Consider the following 15,714-nt stretch of genomic DNA (forward strand, 5'->3'; position numbering starts at 1 on the left):
CACGAAAGGAGAAACCACTATGGCTTCCAGTAAAAAACCCAAATATCCGGTAGAGACACCGGAGGAAAGCAAGATCAGCCTTACAGAACTGGCCAACAATCCGGAATCGCGCACACCGATCATCGTATGCGTGGACTGCTCGTATTCCATGCTGCAGAACGGTCGTCTGCACAAGATGATGGAGGGTCTCGAACGCTTTCGCCGGGAACTGGAGAACGATCCGATCGCGGCGGATTCGGTTGAACTGTGCATTGTCAGCTACGGCGGAACCTCGGCCCGTGTAGAATGCGATTTTGAGTCGCCTGATCGGCTCAAAATTCCGGAACTGCACGCCGACGGTGAAACGCCGCTTGCCGACGCCGTGTTCACCGCACATACCATTCTGCAGCGGCGTCTCGAGCGGTACAACAAGGTCGGTGTCAGCCATTACCGTCCATGGCTCGTCCTGATCGGAGACGGCGACGAAAGCCAGTCCATGCGTGATCTGGACAAGGCCGCCAGGCTGCTCAAGACCGAAAGTGACGAAAAGCACCTCAGCGTGCTGTGCGTGTCGGTCGGCGATGCGGATAAGGCGGAGTATACGTCGCTCGGCAAACTGTCGCCGGACGGTCAGGTGCAGTATCTGAACGACCTGCGCTTTATGGACTTTTTCGGCTGGCTGAGCCGCAGTATCCAAAAGACCAGCCGATCGCTCAGCGGCGAGGAAGTCAAGTACGATCCTACCGCTGAATGGGGTGAAGTAAAGACCGTTTACAAGAGGTGAACCGTATGGAATTCAAGATCAGTTTAGCAAGGGTGACCGGCTCGGACCATAGTCTGCATAACATCCCCTGTCAGGACAAAACAGCGGTATTCGCCGGTGATGATTACACCACGGCTGCACTTGCAGACGGCGCCGGAAGCCGTCCGTACAGCCACATCGGTGCAGAGCTGGCAACCGTTGCGGTTGCAAGCAAGCTGAACGTACGCTTTGAAGATTTTTGGGAATACGAACCGCACATGGTCGCAACCGGTGCATGGGTCGAAGCCACCAATGCCATGCTGAACAAACCCTATTCGCTTTACGATCAGGCGTGCACGCTGCTGTTTGTTGCCATCGCTGAGGACGGCCGCTATATCTCCGGTCACATCGGAGACGGTGTGCAGATTCTTGTAGAGCCGAATGGCGAAATGCGCACATTCAGTCCGCCGGAAAACGGCGAATACGAAAACGAAACCTGGTTCATCACCGGCGACGATGCGGTCGAGCATCTGCGAATTCAGAAGGGCACGCTCCAAGCCGGCAGCACCCTGCTCATGATGAGCGACGGCACGGCGAAAAGCCTGTATCAGACTTCGACCGGCGAGCCTGCTCCGGCCTGCCGGACCATTGCACGCTGGCTGAAAGAGAAGGAAGAGGACGAGGTCAGCTTTCTGCTGGAAAAGAACATGAACGAAGTGTTCTGGTCCCGCACCTCGGATGATATGAGCCTGATCGTCATTCGGGTGCAGGAAAAGCAGGAGGGCCACACGGATCCCAATCTGCTCAAACTCTGAGAGAAACGAAAAAAGGATGGGTTATGGGTAAAAACATCACAGGACGGCGGCAGTACGAGAGCATTCGCAGCCTGCTCAGTCATATCTACTTATACGGCTTTTTCTCCCGCGAGGATTTTGAAGCGGCGAATATCATCAAGGTCAAATCCTACGATCAGGAATTGCGGCTGATCTACGATATCTTTCCGAAGGATGAGCAGAATGCACTTGTCCGCGGCGGACACAAGTACCCGCGGATGGAACGGCTGTATACCGAGAGCGGAAAATACGGTCTGTCCGGCAGCTACTCGCTGTACACGATGGACGAGCAAAAGGAACTGCCGCTGACGCTCTCCATGCTGAATGGTCTGGCGCAGAAGCCAGCTACCGCACCTGAACTGTGCAGCCGACTCGAAAAAGAGGGTAAAAGCGATGCCGACGGCACTTCGCTGTATAACTGGGTGCTGCGCCACCTGAAAGACCTGGCGAGCGCCGGTTATCTGTGTAAAAACGGCAGCCGGTTTGCCGTCTCGCCGGACATTCTCGGCATTCTGTCCGAAGATGAGCTGATGCAGTTCGAGCATTTCGTCACCTTTGCTTCGGGTGTCGGCTATCCTCGCGCAACCGGATATTTTATCTGCGAACAGGTGGCACACGAGCGCTATCGCCGTGGCGATACGCATGAGCATCCGTCTCCTTTCCTGCTGCGCCATAACACAAACGCCAATATCCTGGACGAGGATCTGGTCTATCAGCTGCTGGATATCATCGCGCAGCACGCCGAAGCGGAAGTCAAATGGGACAAGCTGAAAACCGAAAAGGCCGTGCAGGGACGTGTCAAGCCGGCGGCAGAAACCGTAACGCTGCTGCCGGTGGCCGTTCGCATCGACACCCGGCTGGGCCGCTGGTATTTGCTCGGTATGCGCGGTGAAATGCCGACGATGGTGCGGCTCGGCAGCATCCATGCGGTGAAAAAGGGTAAACCGGTATCCGAGGAGGTCTGGGAACACGCGGTGCAGACGGTTGCCGACACCTTCACGCACACCGGCTGCTCGGGCCGCATCACCTACGGAGATACAACCGAGGTTCGTGCCGAACTGCATTTCGACAGCGCGCCCGGTATGCGCACCCAGTTCGAACGCGAGATACGGCAGGGACAGATCATCGAACAGGACGGGCAGGAATACTACTGCGCTTATGTCAACGATCCGGGTGAACTGGTGCCGTTTTTGCGCTCCTTTGCGCCGTGGCTGCGCATTCTGCCCGGAGAACACGATCTGGACAGCCGGATCTCGTCCCATCTGACACAAATGCTCGAAAATCTGGAGAGAAATATGCCGTGAATTTGTTTCATAAATACTATAATCGCGCCTTTCTTCTCGCGCTGGAGCTGCTCGCGCGGCTGCAAGGCGGTCAAACGATTTCCGTCCGCGAAGCCTTTGAACTGGCGAGAAAAAAAGGGCTTACCGAAGCAGATTCGGTCATAAAACCGCTGCTCGATTACGAAATTGTCCAACGCGCGGACAATCGCTATTATCTGAACCTTAACTACCGAAAACTGCGCCTGCCGATGCAGCAGACTGAAAAGCAGTGGCTCTCGTACATGCTGGCCATGCCGGAGGCGCGGCTGCTGCTCGAGGAAAACCTGTACGACCGCCTGTCGGAGTTCTGCGGCGGCAGCGATTCGTTTGACGCAATACAGCGTTATGCACCGCATGCAGCGCCATGCGGCCTGCAGGAGCAGGAGAAAATTCGGACGCTGCTCCGCGCGATACGTGGTCGGCAGAACATCCGCTACCGATTCCGCACCCGGGATGACAAAACGCCGCAGACCGCCTCCGCTCTGCCATGGAAGCTGGAATACAGCGCGTTTGACCGCCGTTGGTGGCTGATCCTCTATTCTGAGGAGCAGGACCGCACGATCAAAGCCAAGTTAGAGAACATCCTCGAACCGGAACCGATGCAGACGAGCGATGTGCCGGAAGAGAAGATCGAACAGGCGATGGAACGCCTGCTCATACCCGAACCGGTGCGGCTGGCCGTCAAACCGGAAAAGGGAGCCGTCGAACGCTGTTTTCTCGTGTTCGAGAACCAGCAGTTCGAGGAAACGCGGCAGACCTCGCACGATATGGTGCAGCTGTCCTTCCGGTGGTACCGGTTTGACGCGCATGAGATCGTTCGGCGGCTGCTGTATCTCGGCCCAATGGTGCAGCTGCAAGGACCAAAGGTGCTGCAGGAGGAGCTTGCGGCGGTACTCCGAAAAGCACTGTCTGAAAATACAGAAACAAGGGGGAACATCCAATGAACAGAGAAGATCGTTTTTATGATCTGATGGAAGAAAACACCGATGACGCCGGCATTCAATATGAGATCGGCCTGTGTTATCTGAACGGCGACGGCACGGAGAAGGACACCGCCGAAGCCGAAAAGTGGCTGACACGAGCCGCAAATCAGGGACACGAGCAGGCGAAAGCGCTGCTCGAAAGCGGCAATCATGGCACGCCGGAGGAACCTGCGGAGACCGACATCCTCGAACTGTGTATGAAAGCCGAGGATGGAGACAAGGACGCGCAGTACGCGGCAGCGCGGTACTTCATGGCGCACGGTATGGCGCAGACCGAAGCAGACCGCTATCTGAAAGCTGCGGCTGACCAGGGCAACGGGCAGGCGTGCGACGAACTCGGCGAAAGCCTGCTGCAGCAGTCGATGAACTGTGCAAACCAGAATGATCGGTTCGAGAAGGAAAAACAGGCAGTCCGCTATTTCAAAAATGCGCTTGACTGCGGTATTCCGCATGCGGCAGAACGGCTGGCCGACTGCTATCTGAACGCACGCGGTACGCTGCAGAACGACCCGGAACAGGCCGAGGCGTATTTTGTCAAGGCCGCCGAGCTGTACGCACAGCAGGGAAAGCCGATGGCGCTGGTCGAGCTGGCCGAGCGTTACGCGGTCGGCAACGGCGTGCCGGAAAGCTACGGTAAGGCACTCAGCTACGTCAAGCGCGCGCAAAACGCCGGTGTGTCCGATGCGATGGAGCAGTTCAGCAGCGATGTAGAGAACTATCGCGCAGCGAAGCAGCGTGACGCCGAGGAGAAGGAGCGGCAGAGGCAGGAAGCCGAAGCCGTCAAGCAGCGCGAGGCCGAGGAAAAAGAACAGCAACGTCAGGCGGCCAAAGCCCAAAATCAAAAGCGTTATGATGAGATTCAGCAGGAATTGCAGGAATGGGAAAACAAACTGCAAGAGCTGCGAGTAACACGCGCGCAATCGCAAAAGTTTGAACGCGAAAATGTGCATAAATGGCTAACCATGCCGCATGATATCAGCACACCGCCGGGAAAGGCTCAGAGAACCCTTTTGGTCATCGGTGCAGTAGTTTCAGCAATAAGTATGCTGGGGCTTGTGCTGCTATCCTTCCAGTCTGGCAACGGCACCAACGCGGTTATAATCAGCCTGTGCGAGATTCTCAGCGGTATATTTATGTTTAAGTTTTGGCGTGAAGGAAGCATCCGCCGCTATATTTCGGAATTTATCTTCCTGTTTATGACGCTGATGTTCTGGGGCGTATTGCTTCCGCAGGATCCGGACGCAGATAATGTAGGTATGATGATGCTTGCATGGGCATTTGTTATTCTTCTGGCCATGCTGTGGAACATCTTCCAGACGGTGCAGAAGATCCGGAATCTCAAAAATCATTCGGCGAATGTTGACCGTAACAACCAGCTAAAACAACTGCTGAACACGCAGATCAAGGAAGCACAAGAAAGGATTTCCGCGCTGCAGCAGGAGATGCAGACCATATTGAACGACCTGTAATAACAGAAAAACAGCCTGACCATAAGGTCAGGCTGTTTATTTTACGAAAAGATATGTAATACCTGGCTTCCTGCATACCAAATTAACGCTACAACAATAAACAGCAGTATACAGCCGCAGGAAGATTCGTCTTTATCTTTTGAACCTATCAGGGAGAAAATACCACCAAAGATAAACATCAGCACTTTGCAGATGCCGCCAGCGATCTGACCCAAAATCTCCAACACGCGGTCCAGATAATGATAGAACGTATCTCTTATTTGCTGCTTTTGGCGTTCGCTATGTAATTTCTTTGCAGCAGCGTCAATTTCCTCCTGCCGCTGTTTGGTCTCCTCCTCCCGGCGCTTCCTCTGCTCGGCTTCGGCAGCTGCCTGCTGTTTCTGTTCCTCCGCCGCGATAGCCTCCTGGTGCCGCCGCTGCTCGGCGGCCAGCTGCGCCTGCTGTCGCTGCCATTCGGCGTGCGTTTCTGCCTGCCGCCGCTCCTGTTCTGCGCGTTCCTTCTTCTTCTGCTCGTACTGTGCGAGCCTTTCGTCAAATTGCGCACGCGCGTCCGTCATACCGGCTTGCTCGGCCTTTCGCACCCAGCTGAACGCCTTACCCAGACTTTTGTCAATATCTTCTCCTTCGGCATACCGGAGTGCTAACTGAAGCATCTGTTCCGCCGCCTGCTCTGGCGTGGAAAACCGAACCGCGCGTTCAAAATTCTTTTCCGCCTGTTCGCGGTCGTGCGCTACGCCGAGTCCGTACAGGTAGCACTGCGCCAACATCTCCGCTGCCGGTGCACAGCTGCAGTCCACCGCGTTTTTAAGCAGCGTTACGGCTTCCTGATAAGTCGGCTGTTCCTCGTGTACAGCACATCCATAATCGAGCGTATCCGGCAGCATGGTTCTGGCCAGCTGGTAGCACGCCATCGCATGACCCTGCTCGGCCGCCATACGCAGGTAACGCTGTGCTTCGGAGCGATTATTCTCCAGAAACTGCATTGCCGCTGCATACTGCGCATCCGCATCTCCCTTTTCGGCGCGCAGACACAGTTCCGGCAGGCTAACATTCTCGGTATTCGGAGATTGATCGGCAATACTGTCCTTCCCCAGCATCTCCGCTGCCGCTGCATGCCCCAGTTCGGAAGCACGGCGGAAATACGTTTCTGCTTTCTGGGTATCCTTATCGGTTCCGTCGCCGTTTAAATAGCACAGACCGATCTGATACTGCGCTTCCGCATCGTTTTCATCGGCCTCTAACAGGTCGTAAAAGCGTTCTTCTCTGTTTTCGTCCATGTCGTTCCCCCGTGATGTACTGTATTGTACGGTATTGTCCTTAGTATACCATATTTTCCGAAAAAATGGAACACAGCCATAGACCCAGCTGTCAGCGGTCCATGGCTGTGTTTTCTATTGTTTTTGAAATCTCCGATGGATATCCCGATGCTATACTATGTACATCAGCTGAAAACAAAACAACTTTTAAGGAGCGATTATTATGTATTTCATTGATCTTTTCAAACGAATCCTGCGGAAATCCAACATTTCTCTGATCATTTACCTCATCCTGAACGTCCTCATCATCAGCGGCTGCTCCGCGCTCGTGTTCTACTCCAGCAATGTTCCTGTGCCGGTCGGACTGCTCATCGGCGCCGTCCTTTATGCGCTGTCCCTTGCGGTTGCGCTTTCGCCGTTCGGCGAGTGGCTGCTGCGTCTGCAGACCGGCTGCAAAAAAATCTGCCGAACCGATTACCTCAACTACATCATGCCGCTGTTTCGTGAAGTACACGAGCGTGCACGCGAGCTTGACCCGTCCGTTCCCGCAGACGTGCAGCTGTTCATGAACGACGACAAGTCCGCCAACGCCTTTGCCACCGGCCGCAAAACCATCTGCATCACCGAAGGACTGCTGCACATGCCGCCGGAGCAGATCAAGGCTGCACTCGCTCACGAGTTCGGCCACATCGCCCACAAGGACACCGACCTCATCCTGTTCGTCACCATCGGCAACATGATCATCACCACCGTTCTCCTGCTCCTTCGTTTGTTCATCAACTTCATTCACTGGGGTGCCGATCTGGCGGCGCTGCTGGTCGGCGGACGAGACGGCGTATTCGCACTCGTGATGAACTCGATCTGCCACGCGATGATGATCCTGTTCGTCGGCTTCTGCAGCTGGGTGTGGAGCGGCGTCGGCACCACCCTCGTCATGCACTCGAGCCGTTCCGCCGAGTACGAAGCGGACGAGTTCGCGTTCCATCTTGGCTTCGGTGACGCACTCTGCGCACTGCTTGACCGCATCGGTGACGAACGCGAGACCGGCCTGTTCGCAAGACTCGCCAGCAGCCATCCGGATAAGAACAGCCGCATTGCTCACCTGCAGCAGTTGGGCGCATATACCACGGTGCCGTTCGGCAACTGAGCGGACACTGATTTGAAAGGAGAATTATCATGTTGTATACCGTAGAAAAGAAATTTGCCGAGCACCTCGAAGAGACCGTTAAGAAGTATCTCATCTTCATCGACACCTGCAGTTTAATGAATGAAAACGCCGATCAGTTCTGGGGCAACATCATTCCCCTTCTCCTGCGCGAGAACAAGCAGATCATCGTGCCGCTGCAGGTCTGCCGCGAGGTGGAAAAGCACGCGAAAGCGCCCGAACACGTCGATCCGCGCCGCAGTCAGCTGGCCTGCAAAGCGCTCAGCACCATTGACCGCCTGCAGAAAGCCAACCTCATCACCATCTACGGCGATGACAACGACCGCCTGTTCGCGGACAACGTGTTCCAGACCGTCTTTACCCGGTTCCGTCTGCGCTACGATCTGCTGCTCATCACGCAGGATCACAATCTTGCAGCCGATATTATGAACATCCGCAGCAGCAAGGCGGTAAACGGCGTGCGCAGCATCCGCGTTGAGCGCATCACCGAGAACGGCTGTCTCGGCATCTTCGGCAGACCCAAACGCCGTGAAACACCGGTAAGCAAGTCGGAGACTGCCGCCGTTCGCCGTCCGGCTGCCGTGCCGCCGGATGACTGCTTCCGGCTGGCCGACAAGGTGAAATCCTACGCCTGCAACTGGATGGTTTCGTCCGTTCCATCCGAAGGCGCGACTGTAACCGCGCTGTACGACAGCAACCGTAAGAACATTCAGCTGTGCCGCAAGATCACCGCTGGCGGTGAAGGCACGATCTACCAGACCAACATTCCCGGCATGGTCGCCAAGATCTACAAAAAGGAAAAGCTGAACCGCACCCGGCACGAAAAGCTGTGCCTGCTGGCGCGCAAGAACCTCAGCTGCGACGGCGTTTGCTTTCCGCTGGCGCTGCTGTACGACAAAGAATACAACTTTGTCGGCTATCTGATGCGGCAGGCGCACGGACGCGAACTGCAAAAGTGCGTATTTCAGCCGCAGCTGCTCAAAAAATATTTCCCAAGCTGGACCAAGCAGGACACGGTGACGCTGTGCATCACCATCCTGAAAAAACTGAAGTACCTGCACGACCGCAACGTTATCCTCGGCGATATCAACCCGAACAATATTTTGGTTGTCTCCCCGACCGAGGTGTACTTTGTTGATACCGACAGCTACCAGATCGAAGGCTTTCCGTGTCCAGTCGGCACCATCAACTTCACCGCACCGGAGATCCAGCGCAAGGACTTCTCGACCTTCCTGCGCACCATCGGCAACGAGCGTTTCGCTGTTGCAACGCTGCTGTTCATGATCATGCTGCCCGGCAAGCCGCCGTACTCCCTGCAGGGCGGCGAAAACCAGGTTGAGAACATCTTAAACGGTGATTTCGCCTATGCCTCCGGCGAACGCTGCTCCGGCAAGGCTCCCGAAGGGATGTGGCGCTTCTGCTGGAGCCACCTGCCGCGCTACCTCAAGAACGACTTCTATGAGACCTTCCGCAAGGGCGGTCTGCACAGCACCGAGCAGACCCGTTTCAGCACGGATGTGTGGCTGCGCAAGTTCGAGTATTACCTCGACCTGCTGCAGAGCGGCAAGCTGTGCGAGCACGACAGCATGTCGATGGAGCTGTTCCCGACCCGGCTGAAAAAGAACCCGCACGTTGCGTACATCAAGTGCCGCATCTGCGGCAATGAAGTGCCGGCTGACAAGGCGATGGAGGGCATCTGCGGTGACTGTCTGAACAAGGGCGAGACCTATCACTGTGCCGAGTGCGGGCAGGAGATGGTGTACAAAAACTACCACAAGTACATCAAAAAGGCGCCGAGACGGACCGTGTGCCCGGACTGCTACCACAAGAAGAACGCCGTCTACACGACACTGCTCTGCGCGGACTGCGGAAAGCCGTTCTCCATCACCTACGGCGAAAAGGAATCCTACGACAAGAAGGATTTTCATCTGCCGCGCCGCTGCAAGGTCTGCCGGACACGCCGAAGCGGCTCTATTTTCAGCGATATTCCCTATCAGATGCCGCGTGAAGAGAAACCGCAGACCGATGAGCCGATCAAATCCGACCGCTCCTCCTTCCTCTCCGTACTGGAGAAGTGGTTCCGTATGTAACCTGTTCCCTGAAACCAATTCAATTCGCTAAAGGAGTGTTTTCTATGTATACTACCGAAAAATATCTGTTTGATTGCAAAAACCTGGTCAGCAACCCGTCTGCCCGCGTTCCGGTGTGCCTGTGTCTGGATGTCAGCGGCTCGATGGACGGCCTGCCCATTCAGGAACTGAACGAAGGTGTTCACCAGTTCTATCAGGCCATCAAGGAGGACGAGACCGCGCTGTACGCCGCTGATATCTGCGTTATCACCTTCGGCGGCACGGAGCCGGTCTGCCTGCGGGATTTCTCCGGCCTCGACCAGCAGCCGGAGGTACCGATGCTCTCAGCCGGCGGCATGACGCCCATGGGCGAGGCTATCAACCTGGGGCTTGACCTGCTCGAACGCCGCAAGGAGCAGTTCCGTAGTGTCGGCGTGGACTACTTTCAGCCGTGGTTCGTGCTGATGAGCGACGGTGCACCGAACGGTGCTGCCGACCAGCTGGCACGCGCCAAACAGCGTATGGACAGCCTTGCAAGAGACAAAAAGCTATCCGTTTTTCCAATCGGCATCGGCGCCCATGCCGATATGAAGGCGCTGGCCGAATTTTCACCGATGCGTTCGCCGCTCAAGCTGAAAGGACTGAAATTCCGCGAGTTCTTCGAGTGGCTCAGCCAGAGTGTTTCCACCACATCCCAGTCCATCGCCGGTGAGAGCATTTCCCTCGACTTTGAAGGTATCAAGGGCTGGGCCGAGCTGTAACAGAAAGGAGCGATCACATGTGGAGATCGGTATGCTGTGCCGCACAAGGCAGCGGACACCGGAAAAGCGGTGTGCCCTGTCAGGATAAGACCTTCCGGTTGGACAAAAACGGCGTGCATATCATTGTGCTGTCGGACGGCGCCGGTTCGGCTCGGCTGTCGCATTTCGGCGCGGAACGGGTGGTCCGAGCCGCCGCCGAACTGGCCGCGGACCGGTTTGCTCAGTATCAGGAATGTGAGGATGCCGAGGCTGTTCGGCAGGAGATGCTCTCCGTCCTGCGGCATGAGCTGACCGAAGAAGCCGAAAAACATCGCTGCAATATACACGATTTGGCATGCACGCTGCTGTTGGCGGCGGTCAGCGAAAACCGGTTTCTGCTCGCGCATATCGGGGATGGCGTGATCGGGTATCTGGATGGCGATACACTCAAAGTAGCGTCCGTGCCGGACAACGGCGAGTTTGCGAATGAGACCACCTTTGTCACCTCGGACAAGGCCGCCGAGACCATGCGGCTGTTCAAGGGCGAACTGCGGGACAAAGCCGCATTCGTGCTGATGAGCGACGGCACCGAGCACAGCCTGTATCACAAACCGAGCCGCGCGCTCGCGGATATCCTGACCGATGTGATACAGCGCGCGTGTCTCATCCGCGCCGATGTGCTACAGCGGCAGCTTGCCGACACGTTCGCTTCCGTGGTCTGTCCGCGCACACAGGATGATTGCAGTATTGCCATTCTCGCACGTCCGGGAAAGGCGCTGCGCATCGTCGACCAGCTTAGTGTCGAGGAACGCCGACGGTTGTATCATATCCAGCGCGCAAGGGCACATACGGCGCGCAGGATCAGGCGGTATGATGCGATGCTCGTGTTGCTCGAGCAGCCGCATAGCCTGCGGCAGATCGCGGTGAAGATTCATCTGAACCCGCGCTATACCAAGCAGCGGCTTGGGCAGCTCGAGCAGCTTGGGCTTATTGAACAGACGAACGGCTGGTATCAAAAAGCGTGATAGAAAGCAAAAAAGCATGCTATATGCATGCTTTTTTGTTTTTGTTGCTGTCCCCCGCAGGGGCTCGAGTTGTTACTATTTATTGTTATTATAACACGAGGTTCGCACCAACTCAACCGCTGCTGCACATCCTCTGCCGCACGGCAGTGAAACCTTAAAAATGTGATTTATATGCAATAACTCGCTCATAAAATGTGAACAGACTAATAATTCTCGCTTTAATTTTGTGCGGGCAATTGCATTTCTTCCTCTGTCGGGGTATAATACCCTCATGAGAGGTGAAACAAAATGCTCTATCTAAAACGCAAAATCGACGCTTTTCTGTCGGCATGGAAAGCAAATCCGGATAAAAAGCCGCTTATCGTCAAAGGGCCGCGGCAGGTCGGCAAGACCGAATCCATTCAGCGCTTTGCCGATGGCAACTACACGAGCGTTATCACGATCAACTTCGTGGAAGATCCAAAGTACAAAATGATCACCGCGGACGGCTACAAAGCGGCGGATATCATCAAAAATATCTCGCGTATCGATCCGTCTAAGCGTTTTATCGAGGGTGAGACCCTGATTTTCTTCGATGAACTGCAGGAGTTTCCCGACATTGCGACCGCGCTCAAATTCTTTAAGATCGACGGCCGGTTCGACGTCATTTGCAGCGGTTCCATGCTCGGTCTCAACTACCGTAAAATTGAGAGCAACAGTGTCGGCTACAAGACCGATTACGAGATGTTCTCGCTGGACTTTGAGGAATTTTTGTGGGCCGGCGGCTACGATGATGCCTTTATCGACGATATGCTGACGCATATGCACACGCTGACACCGTTCAACGAACTGGAAATGTCGGTCTGCAGCGAGCTGTTCCTTAACTACTGCATTCTCGGCGGCATGCCTGCCGTTGTCCGCGAATTCATCGAAAAGGGCACGTTTGAAGGCTCACTCGAAACCCAGCGCCAGCTGATCGCGGACTACAAAGAGAACATCCGCAAATGCGCTGACGGCATGGACCAGACCCGCATTTTGAATGTGTTTCAGCACATTCCGGTGCAGCTTGCCAAGGATAATAAGAAATTCCAGATTTCCAAGGTCGCGTCCGGTGCGCGTTTCCGCGATTACCGCGGCTGCATTGAGTGGCTGAACGATGCCGGTATGGTCAACATCTGCTACTGCCTGAATTTCCCGGAACTGCCGCTCAAGGGCAATTACGACGAGACAAAGTACAAGCTGTATTTTGCGGACAGCGGCCAGCTCGTCGCCATGCTCGATGAGGAGGCGCAGGAGGACTTGCGCGCCAACAAAAACCTCGGCGTGTACAAGGGCGCACTGTATGAGAATGTGGTCGGTGAGGCGCTCGTCAAGGCCGGGTATCAGCTGTATTACTACAAGCGCGAGGATTCCACGCTCGAGCAGGATTTCTTCGTCCGCACGGCATCCGCGCTCATTCCGGTCGAGGTCAAGGCCCAGAGAGGCACGGCGAAATCTCTGCGCACGCTCATCACCAGCGATAAGTATGAGGATATTCACTATGGCATCAAATTTACCGCCGGAAATATCGGGTTCAGTGATGATATTTATACGTTCCCGTACTTTTGCGCGTTTCTGCTCAAACGGTATCTGGCGGGTGAGCAGAGCGGAAAGTTGTAACTTTATAACTTTATACTATAACCAGTATAGAAAAAGGAGAAACTGCACCCGCAGTTTCTCCTTTTTTCATTACTTATTTGCTGCCTTATAGCCGATATAGAAACGTCATAATCTGCGCTCTGGTGCAGTGCTGGTTCGGCGTCACAGGGAGAGCGGTCGGGTTGATGGTAAACGCCCCGCTGTCAGATGCCAAATCGCTTACCGCTTCAAATACCGAGAGTGTCAACTGACCGCTATCTCGTCTACAGTTTGAGTCTAAGCAAATAACATAAATCTCCTCGGAACCATACCCTATATTCTATCCGTCTAATCCGAATATAAATCGTTCTAACGTATGAGATGGAAGGTGGATGTGACGCTGTAAATCAATAGTATATAACTTTATAACGTTGTAAAGTTATAACTTTTATTTAGATAATATTTTATAAAATACAAAATTCCGACAAAATACGCCTTATTTTGTCGGAATTTCTTGCATATAAAGTTCTAACGTTACAACTTTACAACGTTACGCGAAAAACTGATCGAGTGCCTGCCGTACCAGCTCAGACATATCGCAGTCGCGGTGGAAGGCTGCCGCCTTGAGCTGTTTATGCTGCTCCGGGCGCAGACGCACGGTCACCTGCACGGTGGAGGCTTTCTTCTTTTCCGCAGTCGGCGCGGCAGCGGTTTCCTGTGCCGGCTGCGGCTCCTCGTCCTTGCGGCCGATCATATTCTTGAACATTTCCTCTGCACTGAGTCTTGCCATTACTGTTCCCTCTCCTTCTCCACAAACTCTTTGACGAAATTCAGACAGTCATTCACAAAATTCCGGCTGGCCTCGGAAACGCGCTCGCCCTTGGTCTGTGCCTTGCTCTCGATGTAGTCAAACACGTTCTCCTGCACAGCCTGCGCTTCCTTGATGATCACGTTGCTGCGAATGGTCGTGCGGTAAACGTCCGCGCCCATGTAGTCCGCGATTTTTTCGGTCAGCTCCTGAATGGTCCTAGTGACACGGGTGCGCTCGGTGCGCGTGAGCAGTACGCCGTCGATCCTGAGCGCCGGATTGGTGTATTTCTTTACCGACTTGTAAGTATCATACAGCTGGGTGATGCCGGACGCCGCAAAGGTCTCCGCCATGGTCGGGATGAGCAGATAGTCGGCAGCGGTCAGGGCGTTCACGGTCAGCAGACCGAGTGACGGCGGACAGTCGATGAGGATGTAATCGTATTCTTCCGCAACGCCGGTCTGCTCGTCGCGCAGCTTCTCGCGGAGCGTCATCTCTTTGCCGACGTTGTGCAGCTCCTGCTCAATGCCCGCAAGGATGGTATTGGCCGGAATGATATCGCAGCTGGATGTGTGCTGGATGGCCTCCCGCGCCGAGACCGTTCCCTTCATGACCTCGTACATGGTCGCGCTGTCCTGATTCTCGGCAGCTACCGACATCGACAGGTTGCCCTGCGGGTCGCAGTCGATCGTCAGCACACTGAAGCCCTGCTTTTTCAGACCGGCCGCCAGCGTGCCTGTCGTTGTGGTTTTCGCAACGCCGCCTTTCTGGTTGGCCAGTGCAAATATCGCAGACATGTTCTCCACCTCTTTCAACTTTGTAAAGTTATAACTGTTTAACGTTATTCTTATTATATACCTGTGCCATTATAACGTCAAGACTTTGTAACTTTATAACGTTATCTCTTTCTATTGGTTCTAAAATTCGTTCAGATCGTGTATTTCTCACTCTTTTCTCTCCTTTTCTGTCAGAAAGATTGAGTAGTGAAGTTTGAATAAAGAAGTTTTAGTAGGTAAGGATTTTAGTATATCCGCCTGTTTTGCATCTGCTCAAAAAGCATCTTGTCTTTCAGCATACTGCCTGTAAACAGAGTACCCTGTAAAATCAGGGTAATGGTATGGCAGATAAAGAAAAATGACGGCTTTTCTGCCGTCATCGGTGTTTGGGGATGGAAATATGATTTTCCGAGCACGACCATAAGCCATGAGGTCAATCATGGCTTAAAAGGTTATTCGGTTTCCTGCGAATGGCGTTTTGCTTTTACGCGCTCGAGCCACTCCAGTTCCCAGTCGGCCAGCGGCTGCTCGGATGTGCCGGTGCTGACAGGCTCGGCCTGCGAAGGCTGCAGCAGCTTCTGATGGTAGGTATACAGGGAAGTCTGTAAGTATGCAACCGGGTTTTCAATGCGGCCGAAGTCGATCGTGACGCTGTTCAGAAAGCGTTCCATGCTTTCCTGAGAAATACGGCGGGAGATCTGCTCGCGGCTGTCCTGCGTGACCGCAGCGCCCTTGATGAACAGCTTGTCTGCGTACTTGATGTTGCAGACTGCCGTCACGACCGTTCCGGTCAGCTCGCTGCCGAACTGACGGCGGAGCGCGTCGGCGTTGATCTGCTGCTCGATCTGCCTGCGCAGCCTGCGGCGGACGGCACGCGGCTTGTCCTTTTTGTTAACACACACGTTTTTACGAATGCGAGAAACCTGCGTTTTGATTTTCGCAAGGAAGCCG

At 54.6% G+C, this 15,714-nt stretch carries 14 protein-coding genes; 10 read left to right on the forward strand and 4 right to left on the reverse strand.

Going from position 1 to position 15,714, the window contains the following annotated elements:
- The first annotated feature begins 19 nt into the window (after positions 1–19).
- The 5 genes from PGY33_RS10685 to PGY33_RS10705 are packed head-to-tail and all read left to right on the forward strand — an operon-like array spanning position 20 to position 5,328.
- Positions 20–763, forward strand: coding sequence for a vWA domain-containing protein (locus PGY33_RS10685; RefSeq protein ID WP_118481087.1), 744 nt, complete (start codon positions 20–22; stop codon positions 761–763).
- Positions 764–768: 5 nt separating this feature from the next.
- Positions 769–1,536, forward strand: a complete 768-nt coding sequence (locus PGY33_RS10690; RefSeq protein ID WP_118481086.1) for a PP2C family serine/threonine-protein phosphatase — start codon at positions 769–771, stop codon at positions 1,534–1,536.
- 23 nt (positions 1,537–1,559) lie between these two features.
- Positions 1,560–2,858 (forward strand): hypothetical protein, encoded by a 1,299-nt coding sequence (locus PGY33_RS10695; protein WP_118481085.1) that lies wholly within the window; start codon positions 1,560–1,562, stop codon positions 2,856–2,858.
- Positions 2,855–3,820, forward strand: coding sequence for a WYL domain-containing protein (locus PGY33_RS10700; protein ID WP_270478565.1), 966 nt, complete (start codon positions 2,855–2,857; stop codon positions 3,818–3,820). The genes PGY33_RS10695 and PGY33_RS10700 overlap by 4 nt, the downstream gene beginning before the upstream one ends.
- Positions 3,817–5,328 carry a tetratricopeptide repeat protein gene (locus PGY33_RS10705; protein ID WP_118481083.1) on the forward strand — a complete coding sequence of 504 codons (1,512 nt, stop codon included), beginning with the start codon at positions 3,817–3,819 and terminating at the stop codon, positions 5,326–5,328. The genes PGY33_RS10700 and PGY33_RS10705 overlap by 4 nt, the downstream gene beginning before the upstream one ends.
- Positions 5,329–5,369: 41 nt before the next feature.
- Here PGY33_RS10705 and PGY33_RS10710 read toward each other — a convergent pair whose 3' ends face one another.
- Complete coding sequence (locus tag PGY33_RS10710; protein ID WP_270478566.1) at positions 5,370–6,605, reverse strand: tetratricopeptide repeat protein; 1,236 nt, start codon at positions 6,603–6,605, stop codon at positions 5,370–5,372.
- Positions 6,606–6,807: 202 nt separating this feature from the next.
- Between PGY33_RS10710 and PGY33_RS10715 the strand changes: the two genes are divergently transcribed.
- The 5 genes from PGY33_RS10715 to PGY33_RS10735 all read left to right on the forward strand — a co-directional run bounded on the left by PGY33_RS10715 (position 6,808) and on the right by PGY33_RS10735 (position 13,221).
- Positions 6,808–7,731, forward strand: a complete 924-nt coding sequence (locus tag PGY33_RS10715) for a M48 family metalloprotease (RefSeq protein WP_118481081.1) — start codon at positions 6,808–6,810, stop codon at positions 7,729–7,731.
- Between the two features lie 29 nt (positions 7,732–7,760).
- Positions 7,761–9,839, forward strand: coding sequence for a zinc-ribbon domain containing protein (locus PGY33_RS10720; protein ID WP_118481080.1), 2,079 nt, complete (start codon positions 7,761–7,763; stop codon positions 9,837–9,839).
- A gap of 44 nt (positions 9,840–9,883) precedes the next feature.
- Positions 9,884–10,579 (forward strand): vWA domain-containing protein, encoded by a 696-nt coding sequence (locus tag PGY33_RS10725; protein WP_118481079.1) that lies wholly within the window; start codon positions 9,884–9,886, stop codon positions 10,577–10,579.
- 17 nt (positions 10,580–10,596) lie between these two features.
- Complete coding sequence (locus PGY33_RS10730; protein ID WP_118481078.1) at positions 10,597–11,583, forward strand: PP2C family serine/threonine-protein phosphatase; 987 nt, start codon at positions 10,597–10,599, stop codon at positions 11,581–11,583.
- A gap of 288 nt (positions 11,584–11,871) precedes the next feature.
- Entirely contained in the window at positions 11,872–13,221 is a 1,350-nt protein-coding gene (locus PGY33_RS10735) for an ATP-binding protein (protein ID WP_270478568.1), read from the forward strand.
- A gap of 508 nt (positions 13,222–13,729) precedes the next feature.
- Here the strand turns inward: PGY33_RS10735 and PGY33_RS10740 are convergent.
- The 3 genes from PGY33_RS10740 to PGY33_RS10750 all read right to left on the reverse strand — a co-directional run.
- Positions 13,730–13,969 carry a hypothetical protein gene (locus PGY33_RS10740; protein ID WP_117491941.1) on the reverse strand — a complete coding sequence of 80 codons (240 nt, stop codon included), beginning with the start codon at positions 13,967–13,969 and terminating at the stop codon, positions 13,730–13,732.
- A complete protein-coding gene (locus PGY33_RS10745; protein ID WP_270478570.1) occupies positions 13,969–14,784 on the reverse strand; it encodes a ParA family protein in 816 nt (271 codons plus the stop codon). Before PGY33_RS10745 ends, PGY33_RS10740 begins: the two co-directional genes overlap by 1 nt.
- Positions 14,785–15,215: 431 nt before the next feature.
- On the reverse strand, positions 15,216–15,714 hold a 499-nt coding region (locus tag PGY33_RS10750), incomplete at its 5' end, for a hypothetical protein (protein ID WP_270478572.1).

The organism is Butyricicoccus sp. AF18-9LB (assembly GCF_027684505.1).
GTDB lineage: Bacteria > Bacillota > Clostridia > Oscillospirales > Butyricicoccaceae > Agathobaculum > Agathobaculum butyriciproducens.

Excerpts from the sequence above, each read along its gene's own strand:
- PGY33_RS10685 (WP_118481087.1), top strand. The coding sequence starts at position 20 with ATGGCTTCCAGTAAAAAACCCAAATATCCGGTAGAGACACCGGAGGAA.
- PGY33_RS10690 (WP_118481086.1), top strand. The coding sequence starts at position 769 with ATGGAATTCAAGATCAGTTTAGCAAGGGTGACCGGCTCGGACCATAGT.
- PGY33_RS10695 (WP_118481085.1), top strand. The coding sequence starts at position 1,560 with ATGGGTAAAAACATCACAGGACGGCGGCAGTACGAGAGCATTCGCAGC.
- PGY33_RS10705 (WP_118481083.1), top strand. The coding sequence starts at position 3,817 with ATGAACAGAGAAGATCGTTTTTATGATCTGATGGAAGAAAACACCGAT.
- PGY33_RS10710 (WP_270478566.1), bottom strand. The coding sequence starts at position 6,605 with ATGGACGAAAACAGAGAAGAACGCTTTTACGACCTGTTAGAGGCCGAT.
- PGY33_RS10715 (WP_118481081.1), top strand. The coding sequence starts at position 6,808 with ATGTATTTCATTGATCTTTTCAAACGAATCCTGCGGAAATCCAACATT.
- PGY33_RS10720 (WP_118481080.1), top strand. The coding sequence starts at position 7,761 with ATGTTGTATACCGTAGAAAAGAAATTTGCCGAGCACCTCGAAGAGACC.
- PGY33_RS10725 (WP_118481079.1), top strand. The coding sequence starts at position 9,884 with ATGTATACTACCGAAAAATATCTGTTTGATTGCAAAAACCTGGTCAGC.
- PGY33_RS10730 (WP_118481078.1), top strand. The coding sequence starts at position 10,597 with ATGTGGAGATCGGTATGCTGTGCCGCACAAGGCAGCGGACACCGGAAA.
- PGY33_RS10735 (WP_270478568.1), top strand. The coding sequence starts at position 11,872 with ATGCTCTATCTAAAACGCAAAATCGACGCTTTTCTGTCGGCATGGAAA.
- PGY33_RS10740 (WP_117491941.1), bottom strand. The coding sequence starts at position 13,969 with ATGGCAAGACTCAGTGCAGAGGAAATGTTCAAGAATATGATCGGCCGC.
- PGY33_RS10745 (WP_270478570.1), bottom strand. The coding sequence starts at position 14,784 with ATGTCTGCGATATTTGCACTGGCCAACCAGAAAGGCGGCGTTGCGAAA.